This window comes from Pseudoalteromonas 'SMAR' (assembly GCF_048515945.1).
Lineage (GTDB): Bacteria > Pseudomonadota > Gammaproteobacteria > Enterobacterales > Alteromonadaceae > Pseudoalteromonas.
The window spans coordinates 24145-42567 of sequence record NZ_JBLWMW010000037.1; the positions used below are offsets into that span (position 1 = coordinate 24145).

Genomic DNA, 18423 nt, shown 5'->3' on the forward strand with positions numbered 1-18423 from the left:
CTGCGGCTGAAAACAACTGTAAGCCATTAGGCTGCTTCCTGGTTATCGAACAGTCCAGCTGCTTTCATTGCCATTAACGATGCTTTTACGGCAGAGATTGTTTGCGTAATGTGCGCCTCGGTGTGGGCACCACAAATAAAGTTCACTTCGCAACGCAATAGCATTCCACGCTTGGCCATTTCCGCCAAAAACGGAATGGCCAACTTAACGTGGGCTTGCGGGTCTCGGTCATTAGTACACCTCATCCATAATTTCATGGCGCTGATCATGATAGCGCTCTTCGTCTTGCCCACGACGCCAGTAAGGAATGGCATAGAGCCGCTTTTTTGTTAGTCCAAAATCACCAATGAGCTGCTTGCGACACGCCAGCACAGCACTGTTTTCACCGGCAACAAAGACACTCACCGAGGTTGCCGTGGCTGGCGGTTTAGCCGTGGCCAAAGCCCGAGCCAACTGTTGATGGTCGCCGTGTATGCGAGTAAGCCAGTGAACAGTGACATTGCAGGGGTGGGCAAGCTCATGGCGATCATCTAAGCTATCGACTTCGATAAACACTTCAGCGTGTTGCGCGTCTGACATTTGCTGCAATAACGCACTGATTGCAGGCACCGCAGTTAAGTCACTGGCTAACAGTTGCCAATCTGCCGCAGCTAACAAGGGGTTGGGCCCGCCGGGGCCTGCCACACCGAGTTCAGCGCCTATTTCGGCATTGACCGCCCAACCTGACGCCGGGCTGCTATCGCCGTGAACCACAAAGTCGATATCCAATTCATTTTGTTCCGTGCGATAGGCGCGCACTGTGTAGGCGCGTGTGACGGGTTTATCTTCTGGCCAGTGAATTTTGCCCTGTTCATCGCGAGTTGGCAGCTGTAAGTTGCCGCTTTGACAGTTAGCAAAAAACAACTTAATGTGCGCGCCGGCACTGTCACTGGGAAAGCCCAACAACTTATCTCCAGATACCGTGATCCGCAGTAGCCGCGGAGTAATATAGCGCTTAGCAAAACAGTAAACGCGCCTAGGCCCTGAAGGTTTAACAAGCTGGCGAATGGTCATAATGCCTCCTCATGAAGTAAATGGTTTTGCTTGAGTTTTTGCACCACCTGCGGATGCTGACTGGGGTCGAGTAACCCCATGCGAAAAGCAAAGGCTAAATACTGACTAAGATCGCCGCTACGGAATATCAGTAACTTAATAGCAAACGCTCTACTGGCACTGACAAAGCGCTGATTATTTGCCACCAGCGGCTGCGTTTGCTTAACAATATCGCCGCTACAGTAAAAGCCAGACTCAGTAAACGCGGCTAAGTTATGAGCCGCAGCGTTAAAATAACCGCGGAAGGTATAAGGCCCTTTGGTGGTGAGCAGTCCCGGCTCCACTGGTTGATTATGGTCATCAACAATGCGCACTTGATCGGCGTCGCTCATGGGCAAGCCTTGGGTGTGGTGTCGATGCCATGAGTCATCGTCTAAGCGCGTGTAATTCACTAGCCCTTCAGCCATGCCAAACACCTGCTGCAACAACACCCCAAACTCATCTTCAAGCTTTGCCGCCAGTGTCGCACTCAGCTTAGCGCCGCCCACTTGCACCACTTGTAATGTGCTTAAGTCATAGTGACTGTTCGCTTTGGCATCGAGCCATAGGTTTACCGCTGGCGGTACCAATGCCGTCCAAGTCACGCAGTGACGCTGGATCAAAGGAAAGCAACTGCTAGGGGAAGGGTCCGGCGCACAAACTAGGGTACCACCTGCATAAAAAACACCCAGAGCTCCTGGTGAGCTCAAAGGAAAGTTATGCGCCGCCGGCAAAGCACATAAGTACCGAGTTTGGTTATTCCATTGACACACAGAGGCGCTCTGGCGAATGCTATAATTGTAATCATTATGGCTACGGGGGATCAGCTTAGGGGTGCCAGTACTGCCGCCCGATAACTGAGAAAATGTCGTATTTTCAGCATTGTGTTTCCTGAGTGGCAACGACTCAAAGTGATTAAAGCAGGCAGACGCATGAAGCTGGGTGGTAAAATCCTCCGCCCAGTCCTGCTGGCCGCGTAAATAGACATGCTGCAACTTAGTCGATTGCTGTTGTAGCTCAGTATAAAACTGTGCATTTTTAAATAGTGGCTTCTTTTTCGAGTTCGAGATAGCTTTTACTGATATCGCCATCGAGCACGGCAATACCATGGGGGTTGGTTTGCACTTGACGCTCTAAAATTTGTATCAGCTCCTGATCCCACCAATACCCCAAACGCCGATATTGTTCTGCCTCGCCATCAGGCCAAGATAAACAACTATTTAACATTATTTCAAACCTTAGATGTTACATATTTCATTAAAAATGCATGAGCCAGCGTCTAACTTAATCAAAACTCAACGTCAGAACAGCACTAAAAGCACCAACAAATGAAAATAAATTCATATATTTATAAAAAATGAGCAGCAAACTTCAATGTACTTATGACGTGCTATTACGAAAATAATTCAAGAAAAATAAAAATAATTTTTATTTCTTTTAAACCCAAAAACCTATTCCCCTATCCGGTTCAAAAGTTACAAATTAGTAAACAAAATTACTTTTTCATATTGACACCTGGACCAGCAAAACCATAGGATCTAATTGATAATAATTTTCATTATTAATAAAAAGGGGGGGGTAAAATGGGTGCCGCGCTTAGTTCTAACCTTGTTGTGACTGCTCATAACTGGGCTCAAATCATTGAGTCACAAAGGGATAAGTTAGTAGCTTACTTAACAGGTTTGCTTCATTGTCATGCGCTCGCCGAAGACGTATTACAAGAAACCTTTATTCGCCTTTCCAGTATGCCGCTTTCACAATACCAAGGCGTGCAAAACCAAACCGCCAACTGCTATCAGGCGGCACGTAATATCGCGATTGATACACTGCGTAAACGCACTAGGGAGAAGAGTATTGATATTGATGAAGTCGAGCCGCAATATTGCTATGAACAACGGCTCAATATGGAAGAAAAGATTATTGAGGGCAATTTAGAAACCCGAATGCTGCAAGCCGTACAGCAGCTATCAAGCCGCCACTTAACGGTGCTAAGTTTATATACTCGCGGTAATTACAAGCAAAAGGAGATAGCGAAGATCTGCGCAATATCGCCGACATTAGTGAATTTTATCTTACAAGAAGTGGTGTTAACGTGCCAAGCCGTGTTACCACATTAGCCATTTTTGGCATTTTCAGCCGCGAGTTTGGCGCTAATAAAATCGGCATGGGCGACGTAAAATAGTCCGGCAATTTTACGTATAATATGCTCTTCGTGACTATCCAACTGACCGTCGGCATAAGCAACATGCCACAATAACTCGATGATTTCGATGCGCTCTATATCGCTGGTGTAATTATTGATTTGCTTGGCAAAAGAAAACATATCCACGGCTTCTTCTACTAACTGCTGTGCTCGCTCCACCAGCGGCGTAACTTGCTCTTTAGGCAGCTCACAGCGCCCTTGCAATAACTCAGCTATTTTATCGAATTCAGCGCTATGGAGCTCGCCATCGGCGCGCATCACTTCAACTAAAAGTGCCGCCAGTGCGGTGTTGAAATCAAGTGAGCTTTCGGCTTGTGGTTGCTCTTGGGCTGCTTGAAATAACTTTTTAATATGACTTAGCAAGTGACCGATCTCCTGTGTGATATACTTATAATCTAGCAGATTAAAAGGACAGTTATGGCAAAGTTAACATTGAGACGGTGGCAAATAAAGCGCAGTTCCGTCGCCTTAGCGGCATTGCTACTTGCGGCATGTCAACAAACGCCCATTGCCAGTGGTGAAGCCGAGCGTTTGTACGACTTTGATCACAAAGTGCACTATGAGCAAACCCAGTATAGCCAAGATCATTATCGACTGGCTATCAAACCGGATAGTTACGCCCATTTTAACCGCCAAAGTGTGTTTTTACTTCGCCATGCTAAACGCCTGTGCTCAGGTCGTCAGCCCCAACTCACCCTGATAAAAGGCGTGCAAGAATACGAACGGCTACCACTGACGCCGAGACCTTATCAACACGATCTCACCGTTGAGGTTCGTTGCGTCAATGACTAAAGGCTTGAATCTAACCCTCAAGCCACGGGTTGCTCGGTTTTAATCAGAGTAGCCCCACGGTGCCGCAGGGGGAGTGACTGGCTTAGTTAAGTCAAAGTCGACTCGAAACTCCCGCCCTTCACGTACTAAGCGATAGCTAAACTGTTCTGGGTAAATAAACATCTGCCAAGTATTGCCCACCGATTGTGGAATGCCCTGCTGCACAAACAACTGCTTTGAATATTCATCTGCAGGGAACGACTGTACTGTATCCCAACCGGCATCAAGCGTGTGACCGCCATACATGGTAGAAACATCATCACTGCCATCTTGGTGGCGATGATCGTGTTTTAAACTTAAGCCACTGCCCGTTTTGGTAATAATCCAAGTACGTGAGGCATCTTTGCCAACATGAAACGGTACTTGTAGTTCAGTGGCACTGCACTTACGTACGTGCATCACTAGGCGTGCTTCACTAAAGCTGCTGGGGCCTTGGTTATCAACGCTGACCTTGCCTTCATACGCTTTGCCACAGTGGGCTTTAATACTATCAAAAAAGGCATCATGGGTTGGAATCGACACCAAAGGGGCTGGGCGTGCCAGTGCACTGCCGCTAAGTACTGCTAAGGCGACTATTGTGGTTTTATGCATCGTGTTGACCTTAAAAAAATAAAGCCAGAGCTTACTGGGCTTCTGGCTTGATAGCAAAGATATGCGTTAATTAAGGGTTATTGCCATGGCCTTTGTGCCGCGAGCTGACGTTCAAAGGCATCTATTTTTGTCGTCAATAGCTCCGTTTCACCTATAAAATCTAAGCCACTTAAGAGTCTGGCTTTGATATCCTCACGGACACCGAAGGCGATAGGCGCCAACCCAGGCGCAACAATTTGTTGCTGCTCGAGATCAATGCTTAGGTTTACGCCATCGGGCTGCTCCGCCAAGGTAAACAAGGTGTCGAGCGTCTCTGCCGCTAAGGCAATGCAAAGCATTTGATTATTACCACAGTTATTAAAGAAAATATCGGCAAAGCTTTGTGCCATTATCACTTCAAAACCATATTGCTGCAGCGCCCAAGGGGCATGCTCGCGGGAGGAGCCACAACCAAAATTATCTCGAGTAAGTAAAATAGAGGCACCTTGGTACTGTGGATAATTGAGCACAAAGTTGGGGTCTGGTTGACCTGCCTCGTTATAGCGCCAATCGTAAAACAGCGCCTTATCAAAGCCCTCTCGGCTGGTTGAGGTTAAAAATTGCTTGGGAATGATCTGGTCGGTATCAACATTGTTTTTATCTAATGGTGCCACCAAGCCTTGATGAAAAGCCGTCATGACGCAACTCCTTGAATATCGGTAAAGTGACCAGCAATCGCCGCAGCGGCAGCCATGGCAGGACTAACAAGATGGGTGCGGCCAGCACGGCCTTGACGCCCCTCAAAATTACGATTGGACGTTGACGCACAGCGCTTTTCTGGCCCAAGACGATCGTCATTCATGGCCAAACACATAGAACAGCCCGGCTCGCGCCACTCAAACCCAGCGGCAATAAAAACCTCAGCCAGTCCTTCTTGCTCTGCTTGTTGCTTCACCAGGCCCGAACCAGGCACGATTAACGCTTCTACACCTGCTGCAACCCGTTTGCCAGCCACGACCTCTGCTGCGGCGCGCAAGTCTTCAATACGGCTATTGGTGCAAGAGCCAATAAATACGGTATCAACTTTGGCATCACTGAGCTTTTGCCCTGCCCTAAGTCCCATGTATTTTAGTGCGTTGCGAATAGCATCCGCTTTAATTAAGTTAGGCTCATCATCGGGGTTTGGGATCACGTCGTTAATGCCAATCACTTGCTCTGGGCTAGTGCCCCAGGTCACTTGCGGCTGTATCTCAGTAGCATCAATCTCTACGACACGATCAAACTCAGCATCAGGGTCACTGTGTAAGGTCTGCCAATACGCCACAGCCGCATCAAACTCTTCTCCTTGTGGGGCAAACGCTCGCCCTTTTAGGTAAGCAAAGGTTTTTTCATCTGGGGCGATCAGCCCGGCTTTGGCTCCCATTTCAATGCTCATATTGCATAAGGTCATACGTGCTTCCATCGACAAAGCAGAGATGGCACTGCCACAAAACTCTGCCACAAAGCCGGTGCCACCAGCGGTGCCTAACTTCGCAATCACAGCCAAAATCAGGTCTTTTGCCGTCACCGTTGGTCGCAGCTCACCGTTAACCTGAATTTTCAGCGATTTGGCTTTTTTCTGCTGTAAAGTCTGGGTTGCTAACACATGTTCCACTTCCGACGTGCCAATGCCATGTGCTAAAGCGCCAAAGGCACCATGAGTGGAGGTATGGCTGTCACCACAGACGATGGTCGTGCCTGGCAGGGTGATCCCTTGCTCTGGGCCCATCACATGCACAATCCCTTGGTTAATCGAGTTCAGGTCATAAAGTACAATGCCAAATTCGGCGCAGTTTTTCGCTAACGCTTGCAGTTGGTTTTTGCTTACTTCACTGGCCGCATCAATGGAGCGACTTTTAGTCGAGACATTATGGTCCATGGTAGCAAAGGTTTTTTCGGGACAGCGCACTGTCCGGTTTTTCTCTTTTAGCCCAGCAAACGCTTGCGGTGAGGTCACTTCGTGAACCAGGTGACGGTCAATATATAAAAGGTCTGTTTGTTCATTGAGTTTAGCCACCACATGGGACTGCCAAATTTTGTCGTATAATGTTTGTGCCACTTGCTCTCGCCCCTTGTTAAATTAGATTCGATCCACGATGGCTTGCGCCACATCCATGGTCGTAAAACCACCCTGCGGATAAATGTCTGGCGTTCCTACTCCCTCTTTCACCGCTTCGGCGACTGCTTTTTCAATGCTTCTTGCCGCCTCGTCTTGCCCCAATGAATAGCGTAGCATCAGAGCCGCACTGAGGATCTGGGCAATGGGGTTTGCCACGCCTTTACCAGCGATATCTGGCGCCGAGCCACCTGCGGGCTCATAAAGTCCAAAGCCTGACTGGTTTAAACTGGCCGACGGTAGTAAACCCATGGAGCCGGTGATCATCGCGCACTCGTCCGATAAAATGTCACCAAACAAGTTGTCGCATAACAGCACATCGAACTGACTGGGTTGCTTCACCAGCTGCATCGCAGCATTGTCGATATAAATATGGTCATGACTGACATCCGGGTAACCTTTAGCTACTTCGTTTACTACCTCGCGCCACAGCACACTGGTGGCCAGTACATTGGCTTTATCTACCGAGGTAACATGGTTGCTACGCAGTCTTGCGGCATCAAAAGCAAATTTAGCGATGCGCTCAATTTCAGCGCGAGAATAGGTTTGGGTATCAAATGCCGTTTCACTTTGTCCTTCACCGTGACGACCTTTTTCGCCAAAATAAATACCTCCTGTGAGTTCCCGCACACACAAAATATCAAAGCCCTGCTGCGAGATATCACTGCGCAGTGGTGACGCGGCACTTAGAGCTGGCAAAAGTTGCGCAGGACGTAAATTACAAAACAGCTTAAAGTGTTTTCTAAGTGGCAGTAATGAAGCCCGCTCTGGCTGTTCATTCGGTGGTAAATGTTCCCACTGCGGACCCCCAACCGAGCCAAATAAGATAGCGTCGGCGGCCTCACAAGCACTGAGTGTGGTTGCAGGTAAAGCCTCGCCGTACTGTTCAATGGCGGCGCCGCCAATCGCCTTTGGCGACTTTTCTAAGCTAAAATTAAACTGTTGTGATACTTTATCTAATACCAACTCTGCCGCTTGCATGACCTCAGGGCCAATACCGTCACCGGCAAGTACGGCAATCTTGTAGCTTGCTTGACTCATCCTGCTTTCCTTTGTTGTTTAAGACTTGAAACTTTCTGGGCGCGGTCGATAAGGTTGTAGACTCGGATCATGGCTCTCACCGATGCTTCGACAATATCCGCTGCCAAACCAACACCGTGGTATTGCTTGCCTTCAAATTGGGCAATAATATCGACTTGACCCAATGAGCTGGCCCCCTGGCCTGTGGCGTCTAAGTTATATTCCAGCACCTCCACAGCCATTCCTGTGATCCGCGCAATAGCTAAAAACGCCGCCTCAACAGGTCCATTACCTGTAGCGGCTTCTTGTTTTAACTCACCGTTTTGGGCAATGCCCACCGTGGCGCTGGCAATCGATTGCGAATTTGAGGAAGCATTGACGAACTGCAGTTGATAGCGCTCATCCTGTTGCTGGATCTGATTAAAATAAATCATTGCTTCAAGGTCATAGTCGTACACTGTGCCTTTTTGGTCGGCCAAGGCTAAGAAGCTCTCATAAAGGCTGTCCATGTCATAATCGGATGCTTGATACCCCAGCTCGGTTAAGCGATGCTCAATCACATGACGCCCTGAGCGCGAGGTCATGTTGAGTTGGTTATTGGGTACGCCAACGGTTTCTGGTGCCATGATTTCATAAGTATTTTGGGCCTTTAACACGCCATCTTGGTGAATACCCGAGCTATGGGCAAAAGCATTCTCTCCAACAATTGCCTTATTTGGTTGCACGGGCATATTACAAATCTTAGAGACTTGACGAGAGGCCCGATAAATTTCTTCGCTGCGGATATCCGTATGCACTTTCAAATGGTCTTCACGCATTTTGATGATCATTGCTACTTCTTCCAGTGAGCAGTTACCGGCACGCTCACCGATGCCATTGAGGGTACATTCAATTTGTCGTGCACCAGCTTGCACTGCGGCAATTGAGTTAGCCACAGCCAGGCCTAAATCATTATGGCAATGCACACTCAGACGCGCTTTATCAATGTTGCCGACATTTTCACGAATGTAGCGCACCATGGCGGCGTACTCATCGGGTGTCACATAGCCCACGGTATCGGGTAAGTTAATGGTCGTCGCGCCGGCCTCTATCGCGGCGGTAACCACTTGGGCGAGATCGCTCAGCGGCGTGCGACCGGCATCTTCACAAGAAAACTCGACATCATCGGTGTAAGTTTTCGCCAAGGTGATGGCGTTGACCGCCATGGCTGTGGCTTCTACTAAGCTCATTTTCAATTTGTGCTCAAGGTGCAGCGGGCTGGTTGCGATAAAAGTATGGATACGGCGCCGCTGAGCTCCTTTTAGTGCCTCGCCACAGGCTTCAATGTCTTTGCTCACAGCACGTGCCAAACCACAGATAATCGGCCCTTTAACCTCATTAGCAATACGCTGCACGGCTCTAAAATCTGCAGGACTGGAAACAGGAAAGCCCACTTCCATAATGTCGACATTGAGACGACTAATGGTATGTGCCAGCTGTATCTTATCTTCTTCGGTGAGGCTGGCTTTTAACGCCTGTTCGCCATCCCGTAATGTGGTATCAAAAATCCAAACCTTATCTTCTGCACCCATAGCTACCCGTTCCTCAGCCAAAAAAAACCCCGCAAGTGCGGGGTGTATTTAGTAATGTCGCTCACTGTGCGCAATTACACTCCACCCCTATGGTTTACCAGTAGGAGGTTCAGTAGGAGTGAAATAATTGCTGTCATGATCATGAGCTAACGCTTCCTGTTGATGAATTGGTTATGTTTTAACATGCTTTAAAAGATAAAAACAAGCATAATTTATCCCAAAAACCGGCTAAAAACGGGAGTTTAAAGGAGAGATTAACCAAGTAGCTTCTATTTACAGGCAAAAAATTACTTTCATTTAATAAAATGCAGATAAGATATGGTGTTCACCAAACAAATGTAGATTGTAATTACAGCAAAAAAAATAGCCGATAGCGCTATTTTTTCAGCGGTTCTGGGTGCTTAGCATAACCTGCAGCACCTTTGGCAATGTAACGTAATTGCCACTTAAGTCGCTCAGTGAGCTCAGCGCGTTGTAATGAGTCTTGGTCCAGTGCTTCGGCGCCAGAGCTAAACACTAAGGTCACCATGGCTTCGGCTTGCATATGAGCGTGGTTGGCCTCAACACCGGTTTCGGTTTCTAGGTAATGAGCTAGCTCCAAAATAAAGTGCTTTATTTCTCTAGCAACGGCTGCGCGAAACGCTGGCGATGTGCCTGAACGCTCACGTAATAACAATCGAAATTGGTTACTCGACTGCTCAATAAACTCCATAAAGGTGTGCACCGAAGTATTGATGACACTGCCTCCTTTGGCGATTCTGCGACGCGCTTGGCGCATTAGCTGCCTGAGCGTTAGGCCCGCTTCATCTACCATGGTTAGCCCCAGCTCATTCATGTCTTTAAAGTGACGATAAAATGAGGTTGGTGCTATTCCTGCCTCTCGCGCTACCTCACGTAAGCTTAAATTAGAAAAACTATGTTCAGCACTTAACTGGTTAAAAGCAGCCTCTATAAGCGCTTGACGAGTCTTTTGTTTTTGCTGGGCACGCACGCCTGCCATGGACATTTCCCCACTTCGGTTCGCAAAATAAGAACAATAAACTTCAGTCTAAACCTTGACGCGGAAAGTTTGAAATACTATTTTAGCGTACAGTTGTACGCTGAATTTATTTATTAGAGATCCATCGATGAAAAAACCGCCAATTATTTGGACCAATGTGCTGTTCTTTAGCTTATCTTTTTTAGCCGCTATCACCTTGGTTCCTTGGTATGGCTTTGAGTATGGCTATACCACCAGTCACTGGGTGGCGTTTGTTGCCTGTATGTTCTACGCCGGACTTTCAATCACCGCGGGCTATCACCGCCTGTGGGCCCATAAAGCTTATGATGCCCACCCTGTCATCCAATTTATTTTTGCTATCGGTGGTGCGTTTGCCCTGCAAAATAGCGCGCTACATTGGAGCAGCGATCACCGTGTGCATCACGGCCAAGTGGATGATCCGGTGAAAGACCCTTACGCCGCCACCAACGGCTTTTGGTACAGCCATATTGGCTGGATGCTAAGAGACTATCAGGGGGCATCTTACAGTGACTATAGCAATGCCCGCGATCTGCAGCGTAATGCCATTGTTATGTGGCAGCACAAACATTATATGAAGTTGGTGTGGCTCACCAATATTGGTATCCCGCTAGTGCTAGGCCTAATTTTTGGTAATGTGCTGGGCATGTTACTGCTTGCCGGTGTATTGCGTTTGGTATTAAGCCAACACTTTACTTTCTTTATTAACTCATTGGCGCATATTTGGGGTAGTCGCCCTTATACCGAGAAAAACACCGCCAGAGACAATGGCTTTTTAGCTCTGTTCACCTATGGCGAGGGGTATCACAACTTTCACCACATTTTTGCCAGCGACTATCGCAATGGCATTCGCTGGTACCATTACGATCCAACCAAGTGGCTGATCAGAACGTTTGCTGCGCTTGGCTTAGCCACTAAGTTGAAACGCACACCGGTAGAAAGAATTGAAAAAGCCAAGGCCGAAACCTTACTGAATAAGACTAAAGTCAGTCTCGCAAAATTGCCTTTGGCCCAAGATAAGCTTACATTGTTACAACAAGAGTATGATTTGCTTCTTAAAAAGCTCCAAAATTACTGTGCAGTACAAAAGCAGGTATTAGAGTCGAAGAAAGAAGCCGTGATTGCACAGTGCGAACATTCCGCATTAATGCAACAATATAAAGAGTTAGAACAAGCTTGGGAAAGTCAAAAGCAAGCTTGGATAGCACTGAATTCGAGGCTGTTGAAGACAGCAACTGCATAATCTGCAACGGCCTCAGCAAATCAAAGGGGTGAGGCCGTGAGCAAAAAAGCCGCAGAAAAGACCAAAACAACTGCAGAATCTTATCAATACGATGCCATAATCATTGGCACAGGCCCTGGCGGTGAAGGTGCCGCCATGAACCTATCGAAAAGCGGCAAAAAAGTCGCTGTCATCGAAAAACAACATGCTGTTGGTGGTGGCTGTGTCCACTGGGGCACCATTCCTTCAAAAGCATTACGGCATTCGGTTAGTCGCTTAATAGAGTATAAAGCCAATCCTCTTTACCGCTTTACCGAACGCCCACAGCGTCATACGTTCCAAGATATTCTTCACCACGCCAGTGATGTTATCACCAAGCAGTCAACGCTGCGTTCGAGCTTTTATGGCCGCAACCGTATCCATTTATTTCAAGGCGATGCCAGCTTTGTTGATGCCCACACCATCCAGGTTCAACATCAAGATGGTTCGCAAGAGCTATTAACAGCACAAACCATTGTGATTGCCACCGGTTCACGCCCTTACCGCCCACCGGGGGTGGATTTTGATCACCCTCGAGTTTACGACAGCGACACCATTTTGAGTCTTGAGCATAACCCCCAACGAGTGCTTATTTACGGTGCCGGGGTGATTGGCTGTGAGTACGCTTCTATTTTTAAAGGATTAGGTGCCAAGGTCGATTTAATTAACACTCGAGACCGCTTGCTGGCCTTTATGGACGCCGAAATTTCAGATGCTCTGAGTTATCACTTTTGGAACAACGGTATTGTGATCCGTCACAATGAAGAGTTTTCTAAGGTAGAAACCCATGACAAAGGCGTGGTATTACACTTAGAGTCGGGCAAAAAAGTCAAAGCGGACTGTATTTTATGGGCCAACGGTCGCTCTGGTAATACCGACACATTGAATTTAGAGAGCGTCGGCTTAAAAGCGGATAGCCGCGGTCAGTTGAAGATTAATGAGCATTACCAAACCGAAGTCGACAACATTTTTGCGGTGGGCGATGTCATTGGTTATCCCAGCTTAGCCAGTGCCGCCTTTGATCAAGGCCGTATTGCTGCCAACGCCATTGTCCATGGCGCCTGCGATGACCGCTTAATCACGGATATTCCAACCGGCATTTACACCATTCCAGAGATGAGTTCAGTGGGAAAAACGGAGCAAGAGCTCACCGCGGCTCGGATCCCTTATGAAGTGGGTCGTGCCCAGTTTAAGCACCTAGCACGTGCGCAAATTACGGGTACCGAGGTAGGCAGTTTGAAAATCCTATTCCATGTTGAAACCAAAGAGATTTTAGGGATCCACTGTTTTGGTGAGAGAGCCTCAGAAATTATTCATATCGGCCAAGCCATTATGGAACAAAAAGGCAGTGGTAATAATGTTGAGTACTTTATTAATACCACTTTCAACTATCCAACGATGGCTGAGGCCTATCGAGTCGCAGCGTTAAATGGGCTTAACCGCCTACTCGATTAAGCACGGCTGGCATGGGTGCAACCGCCATCCATGCCCTATAACCTAAAACGATACTCAGCGCTGAGGCGCCAGACATTGTCATATTGCTGTGGTTGGCCATTAAAGTCTTCACGATTAGCAACTTGGGTGTCGAGGTAGAGCCACTCACCGCCCACAATCCAATGCTCATTAAAGTGATATTTCGCACTTAAAGTAACCGCACTGCCCTCACTGGCATTGGGATCAAACCTCCAGGTGTCTTTGTCTATGACTTTAAAACGCTCAATTCGCGCGCTCAGGCGCCAAGATTGCAGTCGCTGAGTCAACATGGCATACCAGCTGTGAAAATCATTATCTACGCCACGTAAGGGCCCCATCGCGGTATTGCCTTGCATCCCTTGCATTATAAAATGGCTGTGTTTTGTCAGTTTATAGCGCCATGCCACACTGATGAACTTGGTATCCCAAGCGTATTGTCCAGTGGCATAGTTAACACGTGCCGGATCGCCATTATTGTCATACCAATAGAGGTTAATTTCATTGCGCGGGGAAAACTGATAATGGTGGCCAAGATAGTAACCAAAGCGGCCATCCACTTCCGTGAATGGTTCAACAAACTGTGCCTGCTTGGCAAGCTGCGGTGCAGATAATGCCGCCACCGGAGCAAAGGCAATGCGTTCATTGATGACCGTTTGTCTATCATGCAGCGTAAAACCGCGCCATGCCAGCAAAGTACCAGCAGGATCATTGCCTTTAAAGACTCCCCCATGTATTGCCCAGCCCTTGCCTCGGCTGCGCCTGCTGGCTGGCTGCTCAAAAGTCAACTCGCCGCCAAACACTCGCACCTCTTCGCCAATCCATGAGTTGATTGCCGAGTACTGATAAGTATAAGGCGAAGACCAACCAATATCCGGGTTTTCCATAGACAAATCCGGATAAAAGCCACCTACTCGCACCCGCCATCGCCGGTTGTTTTGTGGCAAGGTGCGATATTGTAAGTACAGTTCGCTCATTCCAAGCTTATCATCGGGGTCGGGCACGTATTGAGCAACGCCATGCAAAGACCACAGGCTGTCGAAATCGGCCCGCCATGCCACAGCACCACGGCTGACGTTGATACCCGACTGCTCAGCACCAAAGCGCGTGACCCCCCAACCAGGCTGATACCATGCCGCTTGCCCTTCATCTTGTTGCCAGCTGAGTTGCAATTGCCCTTGCGCTGACCAGTCTACGGCACTAGCACTGGCAGAAAGCAAGCACCCCAGCGCCAGTGCATTAGTAGTTATCAAACTCACTAGAGAAGTCCTCCAAGGGGGCCAACAAAGACTGTTTGATGACGTACTCGACCTGACGGTTATTGTCTATCTGCGACCAGCTAATAGACTCAACCTGAGCAATATCGCTAAAACGCTCATGCCATACATGCATCTGGACTTGGTCGATGCTTGGCTCAGGCAGTGCAATATCAACTTTGCCCTCGCTATCGGTTAAGGCAAAGAAATTACTCGGCACCACAACAATGTACCCCAACATCCAATCATGAATATTGCAGCCTAGCTCAACAATCCCAGAACGTTCAAACAACACCTGTTTTGGCTCATCTTTATACAGTTTTAGCTCAAACGACTTGGCCGCTGAAAATGAGTAAACATGATGCAGTATTGGGTCTAAGTTAGGGAATGCCACTTGGCTATTAGTGGGGATCATCAGCACATGAGGCGCAAAGGTTTTATCTTGTTGTGTCATTTGATAGTTAATTTTGGCTCCTACTGAGGGCAACTCAGGTGCAGTAAGCCACACTGCAGCATTCACTAATGGTGAATTATTATTATCAAAGACTTGTATTTCAACGCCCACCGCTGTTGCGCTGTGAACCAGTAATAAACTCAGCAGTAATGGCTTGAGCCCAGAGAAACGCAACATAAGCTAACAAGCTTCCTTATTATCGTCAGTTAGTAATAGACCGGGCAGCATAATTATTCCATTCATCGCATTTAACAGATGAATACGTATGCAGCTTATACGCCATTCAAGTGATACACCATTAAGCTTAGCTTATGTTCATAAGATCACGAATTGCTCGTGCGAAAAACAAAAGGAAGCACTATGCGCGCCATTTCCATTTCTTTGCTCGGTTTGAGCTTGTTTGCAACAGGCAGTTATGCCGAACAAGTTGCTGTAAGCTCACCGAACGGTCAAATCACCTTCACCTTGAGTGACGATAATAGTCAGCCAAGCTACACAGTGAGCTTCAAAGGCAAAGAAGTCATACACAGCTCTAAACTCGGCTTTGACTTTGCAAGGGCAGCTTCCTTGCGCGATGGCATGGCTATTTCCTCACACTCTCGTAACAGCGTAAATACCAGCTGGGAACAGCCTTGGGGTGAAGCAAGAGTCATTGTCGATAAACACAATGAGCTAGCAGTCACGTTCGCTAATGAAGAATCCAAACAACAATACACAGTTCGCGTCCGCGCCTTTGATGATGGCATTGGCTTTCGTTATGAAGTAGCTCATGACCAGCCGCTTTATATTACCCGAGAGCTCACAGAGTTTGCTTTTTCTGATAGCGCTAACAGTACCGCTTGGTGGATCCCAGCTAGAGGCTGGAACCGCTATGAATACGTATATAACACCACCGCATTACAACAAGCCCCTCATGCACATACCCCCTTTACGTTAAGAACCAAAGATGGTGTGCACATTAGTGTTCATGAAGCAGCCTTAGTTGATTTCGCCGGTATGACTCTTAACCAACGCAGACCAGGCACCTTTGTGGCCGATTTGACTCCTTGGTCGGATGGCATAGCAGTCAAAACCAATGGCCAATTCACTACCCCATGGCGCACCTTGCAGATTGGTGATGATGCTACTGATTTATTGAACTCTCACCTCATTTTAAACCTCAACGAGCCCAACAAACTAGGTGATGTTTCTTGGGTTGAACCGGGGAAATATATAGGCATTTGGTGGGGCATGCACATCAATAAGCATACTTGGGGAAGCGGAGATAAACATGGTGCAACCACAGAGCGCACTAAAGAGTATTTAAGCTTTGCTGCTGAGCATGGCTTCGATGGTGTTCTTGTAGAAGGCTGGAATACCGGCTGGGACGGTGATTGGTTTTACAACGGTGACGTGTTTAGTTTTACAGAAGCTTACCCAGACTTTGATATGAACGCCATCGCTGCACACGCCGAAAAAGTGGGGGCACGCTTAATCGGTCATCATGAAACTTCAGGCAACGTCAGTAACTATCGAGACCAAATGGCTGATGCCTTCGAGCTGTATGAGCAAGCTGGCGTAACGCAAGTAAAAACCGGCTATGTTGCCGATGGCGGTAATATTAAGCGCATTGACCCCCAAGGTAATGCCCGCTTTGAATGGCACGATGGCCAGTTTATGGTGAACGAATACCTAGATAACGTTAAGCTCGCGGCACAGCATAAAATCAGCATTAATACTCACGAGCCTATCAAAGCAACTGGCTTACGCCGCACTTATCCGAACTGGATCACCCGAGAAGGCGCACGTGGCCAAGAGTTTAACGCTTGGGGCACTCCTCCTAATCCGCCAGAGCACGTACCTATGCTGGCCTATACTCGAATGTTAGCAGGACCAATGGACTTTACTCCGGGTATTTTTGATATGGGCTTCAATGGCCTTGGCGACCAAAGCAACCGCCCACAAACGACTTTAGCAAAACAATTGGCTTTGTATGTGGTGTTATATAGCCCAATTCAAATGGCAGCCGACTTGCCAGAAAACTACCTCGCAAAGCCTGACGCGTTCCAGTTTATTAAAGACGTACCAACCGACTGGGAGCAAAGTATCGCACTCGATGGTGAGGTAGGCGATTATGTGGTCTTTGCCCGTAAGGAGCGCAAGCACAAACAATACAGTGGTGATGATTGGTATCTCGGAGCAGTGACCGATGAAGTAGCCAGAGAGCTTGATATCAGCCTAAACTTCTTAGCGCCAGGCAAAACCTATGAAGCTCAGATCTATGCCGATGGTGAACACGCCGAATGGAAAAACAACCCATATGATATGCGCATTTATCGTCAAAAAGTAACGCAAAACGATAAGCTAAAGCTAAAATTGGCCACCAGTGGCGGAGTCGCTATTCGCTTCAAAGCACTTTAATTGAGCCAAAGCCACATCGATGCTCGTTTTATCGATGTGGCAAACTCTTACGCTGCTAGTCGGTTTATCACCCGCTGGTGAAGTAATCAGCAAACAGCTTGCCGACGCTGTACAGTAGCGGCCCACCTCAGTATCCTTGCCTGCTTTAAAAGTGCTTAGAGATAATAGCGATGGCAACTGCATTTTCTCGACGTTTTGTTACCTTAGTCGAACAAGTTACGGCAGGCAACAAACGTCAGTTTGCTTTACTGACAGGCAAATCCCCCTCACATATTTATCGTATCTGCCGTGGTCTTAGTAGACCATCTATGAACTACATTGAACGCTTGTATGAGATGTTTGCAATCGATCTGAATTGGTTACTGACGGGAGAGCAAAATCAATCAAGCGCAACAGCTAATAACCAAGAACTAACTGTAGTCCCTATGCTGGATATCGAGGCCAGTGCCGGTACAGGTAGCATCACCGGAATAGAGACCACCACAGAGCAATTTGCTTTAAACAAACGCTGGCTGAGTAATCAACTTGGTGTGTACTCAGAGCAACTGGCATTTGTTAGTATTCGCGGAGACAGTATGGAGCCGACATTACTAGATGGCGACATGGTGTTGGTGGATTTATCGCAACAACAGCCAAGCAATGCTGCGGTCTTTATTATACAAACGGAAGATGGCTTAATGGCCAAGCGCATAGTGCCTAAACAGCACCACATGGAGGTTATCAGTGATAATCCCGCTTACCCCAACTGGCACATCACCCCAGAAAATGCCGAGCAACATGGGATCTCAGGGCGTGTTGTTTGGTGCGGACGCGCAATCTAGCCTTCCACCTTTCCTGTAGGCGCGGGTTTACCCCGCGCGACGTATATTTTCCATAATAATGTTGTCGGAGGGAAAAGCTTTAGGCTCTTCTACTAGCTGTGTACACCACACAAATCGGCGGATAAACCACCTCCTACAACGATGATACTACGAGCGCAGGACAAATATCCCAGAGGTTAGATTTACCGGGTAGGCGCGGGTTTATCCCGCGCTTTTTATTGTGCGCTAAACGCAAAAAACCCCGACTCTTTCGAATCGGGGTTTTCTTTATAAGGCCCTGGCGATGTTCTACTTTCACATGGGAAGCCCACACTATCATCGA

The 18423-nt window shown here is 47.8% G+C and carries 19 protein-coding genes; 6 read left to right on the forward strand and 13 right to left on the reverse strand.

Annotated features, from left to right (window positions below):
• Positions 1 to 26 precede the first annotated feature (26 nt).
• The 4 genes from ACNKW2_RS14760 to ACNKW2_RS14775 are packed head-to-tail and all read right to left on the reverse strand — an operon-like array spanning position 27 to position 2298.
• Positions 27 to 257 carry a hypothetical protein gene (locus ACNKW2_RS14760; protein ID WP_419149236.1) on the reverse strand — a complete coding sequence of 77 codons (231 nt, stop codon included), beginning with the start codon at positions 255 to 257 and terminating at the stop codon, positions 27 to 29.
• Positions 232 to 1053 (reverse strand): siderophore-interacting protein, encoded by an 822-nt coding sequence (locus ACNKW2_RS14765; RefSeq protein WP_419149237.1) that lies wholly within the window; start codon positions 1051 to 1053, stop codon positions 232 to 234. The genes ACNKW2_RS14760 and ACNKW2_RS14765 overlap by 26 nt, the downstream gene beginning before the upstream one ends.
• Positions 1050 to 2162, reverse strand: coding sequence for an AMP-binding protein (locus ACNKW2_RS14770; RefSeq protein WP_419149238.1), 1113 nt, complete (start codon positions 2160 to 2162; stop codon positions 1050 to 1052). Before ACNKW2_RS14770 ends, ACNKW2_RS14765 begins: the two co-directional genes overlap by 4 nt.
• Positions 2110 to 2298 (reverse strand): hypothetical protein, encoded by a 189-nt coding sequence (locus ACNKW2_RS14775; protein WP_419149239.1) that lies wholly within the window; start codon positions 2296 to 2298, stop codon positions 2110 to 2112. Before ACNKW2_RS14775 ends, ACNKW2_RS14770 begins: the two co-directional genes overlap by 53 nt.
• A 356-nt stretch (positions 2299 to 2654) precedes the next feature.
• Here ACNKW2_RS14775 and ACNKW2_RS14780 point away from each other — a divergent pair, with 356 nt between their 5' ends.
• Complete coding sequence (locus tag ACNKW2_RS14780; protein ID WP_419149240.1) at positions 2655 to 3188, forward strand: RNA polymerase sigma factor; 534 nt, start codon at positions 2655 to 2657, stop codon at positions 3186 to 3188.
• Here the strand turns inward: ACNKW2_RS14780 and ACNKW2_RS14785 are convergent.
• Positions 3185 to 3637 (reverse strand): tellurite resistance TerB family protein, encoded by a 453-nt coding sequence (locus ACNKW2_RS14785; RefSeq protein WP_419149241.1) that lies wholly within the window; start codon positions 3635 to 3637, stop codon positions 3185 to 3187. The genes ACNKW2_RS14780 and ACNKW2_RS14785 overlap by 4 nt on opposite strands.
• Positions 3638 to 3691: 54 nt before the next feature.
• On the opposite strand from ACNKW2_RS14785, the gene ACNKW2_RS14790 reads away from it, so the two are divergent.
• Positions 3692 to 4066 (forward strand): hypothetical protein, encoded by a 375-nt coding sequence (locus tag ACNKW2_RS14790; RefSeq protein WP_419149242.1) that lies wholly within the window; start codon positions 3692 to 3694, stop codon positions 4064 to 4066.
• Positions 4067 to 4105: 39 nt separating this feature from the next.
• Here ACNKW2_RS14790 and ACNKW2_RS14795 read toward each other — a convergent pair whose 3' ends face one another.
• The 6 genes from ACNKW2_RS14795 to fabR form a co-directional block, all read right to left on the reverse strand.
• Positions 4106 to 4696 carry a hypothetical protein gene (locus tag ACNKW2_RS14795; RefSeq protein ID WP_419149243.1) on the reverse strand — a complete coding sequence of 197 codons (591 nt, stop codon included), beginning with the start codon at positions 4694 to 4696 and terminating at the stop codon, positions 4106 to 4108.
• A gap of 77 nt (positions 4697 to 4773) precedes the next feature.
• Positions 4774 to 5373 carry a 3-isopropylmalate dehydratase small subunit gene (gene leuD / locus ACNKW2_RS14800; RefSeq protein ID WP_419149244.1) on the reverse strand — a complete coding sequence of 200 codons (600 nt, stop codon included), beginning with the start codon at positions 5371 to 5373 and terminating at the stop codon, positions 4774 to 4776.
• Positions 5370 to 6773 carry a 3-isopropylmalate dehydratase large subunit gene (gene leuC, locus ACNKW2_RS14805; protein WP_419149245.1) on the reverse strand — a complete coding sequence of 468 codons (1404 nt, stop codon included), beginning with the start codon at positions 6771 to 6773 and terminating at the stop codon, positions 5370 to 5372. Before leuC ends, leuD begins: the two co-directional genes overlap by 4 nt.
• Positions 6774 to 6794: 21 nt before the next feature.
• Positions 6795 to 7871: a 3-isopropylmalate dehydrogenase gene (gene leuB, locus ACNKW2_RS14810; protein WP_419149246.1), complete on the reverse strand. Its 1077-nt coding sequence runs from the start codon at positions 7869 to 7871 to the stop codon at positions 6795 to 6797.
• Positions 7868 to 9421: a 2-isopropylmalate synthase gene (leuA, locus tag ACNKW2_RS14815; protein WP_419149247.1), complete on the reverse strand. Its 1554-nt coding sequence runs from the start codon at positions 9419 to 9421 to the stop codon at positions 7868 to 7870. The genes leuB and leuA overlap by 4 nt, the downstream gene beginning before the upstream one ends.
• Positions 9422 to 9797: 376 nt before the next feature.
• A complete protein-coding gene (gene fabR / locus ACNKW2_RS14820) occupies positions 9798 to 10421 on the reverse strand; it encodes an HTH-type transcriptional repressor FabR (RefSeq protein WP_419149248.1) in 624 nt (207 codons plus the stop codon).
• Positions 10422 to 10548: 127 nt separating this feature from the next.
• Here fabR and ACNKW2_RS14825 point away from each other — a divergent pair, with 127 nt between their 5' ends.
• Positions 10549 to 11682 (forward strand): acyl-CoA desaturase, encoded by a 1134-nt coding sequence (locus tag ACNKW2_RS14825; protein WP_336568242.1) that lies wholly within the window; start codon positions 10549 to 10551, stop codon positions 11680 to 11682.
• Between the two features lie 36 nt (positions 11683 to 11718).
• Positions 11719 to 13155 (forward strand): Si-specific NAD(P)(+) transhydrogenase, encoded by a 1437-nt coding sequence (gene sthA / locus ACNKW2_RS14830; protein WP_419149249.1) that lies wholly within the window; start codon positions 11719 to 11721, stop codon positions 13153 to 13155.
• Between the two features lie 35 nt (positions 13156 to 13190).
• Here the strand turns inward: sthA and ACNKW2_RS14835 are convergent, their stop codons facing one another.
• Complete coding sequence (locus tag ACNKW2_RS14835; protein ID WP_419149250.1) at positions 13191 to 14429, reverse strand: hypothetical protein; 1239 nt, start codon at positions 14427 to 14429, stop codon at positions 13191 to 13193.
• Positions 14410 to 15057, reverse strand: coding sequence for a cupredoxin domain-containing protein (locus ACNKW2_RS14840; protein WP_419149251.1), 648 nt, complete (start codon positions 15055 to 15057; stop codon positions 14410 to 14412). The genes ACNKW2_RS14835 and ACNKW2_RS14840 overlap by 20 nt, the downstream gene beginning before the upstream one ends.
• Before the next feature lie 183 nt (positions 15058 to 15240).
• Between ACNKW2_RS14840 and ACNKW2_RS14845 the strand changes: the two genes are divergently transcribed.
• Positions 15241 to 17280 (forward strand): glycoside hydrolase family 97 protein, encoded by a 2040-nt coding sequence (locus ACNKW2_RS14845; protein WP_419149252.1) that lies wholly within the window; start codon positions 15241 to 15243, stop codon positions 17278 to 17280.
• A gap of 170 nt (positions 17281 to 17450) precedes the next feature.
• Positions 17451 to 18101, forward strand: coding sequence for an XRE family transcriptional regulator (locus tag ACNKW2_RS14850; RefSeq protein WP_419149253.1), 651 nt, complete (start codon positions 17451 to 17453; stop codon positions 18099 to 18101).
• The last annotated feature ends 322 nt before the right edge of the window (positions 18102 to 18423 follow it).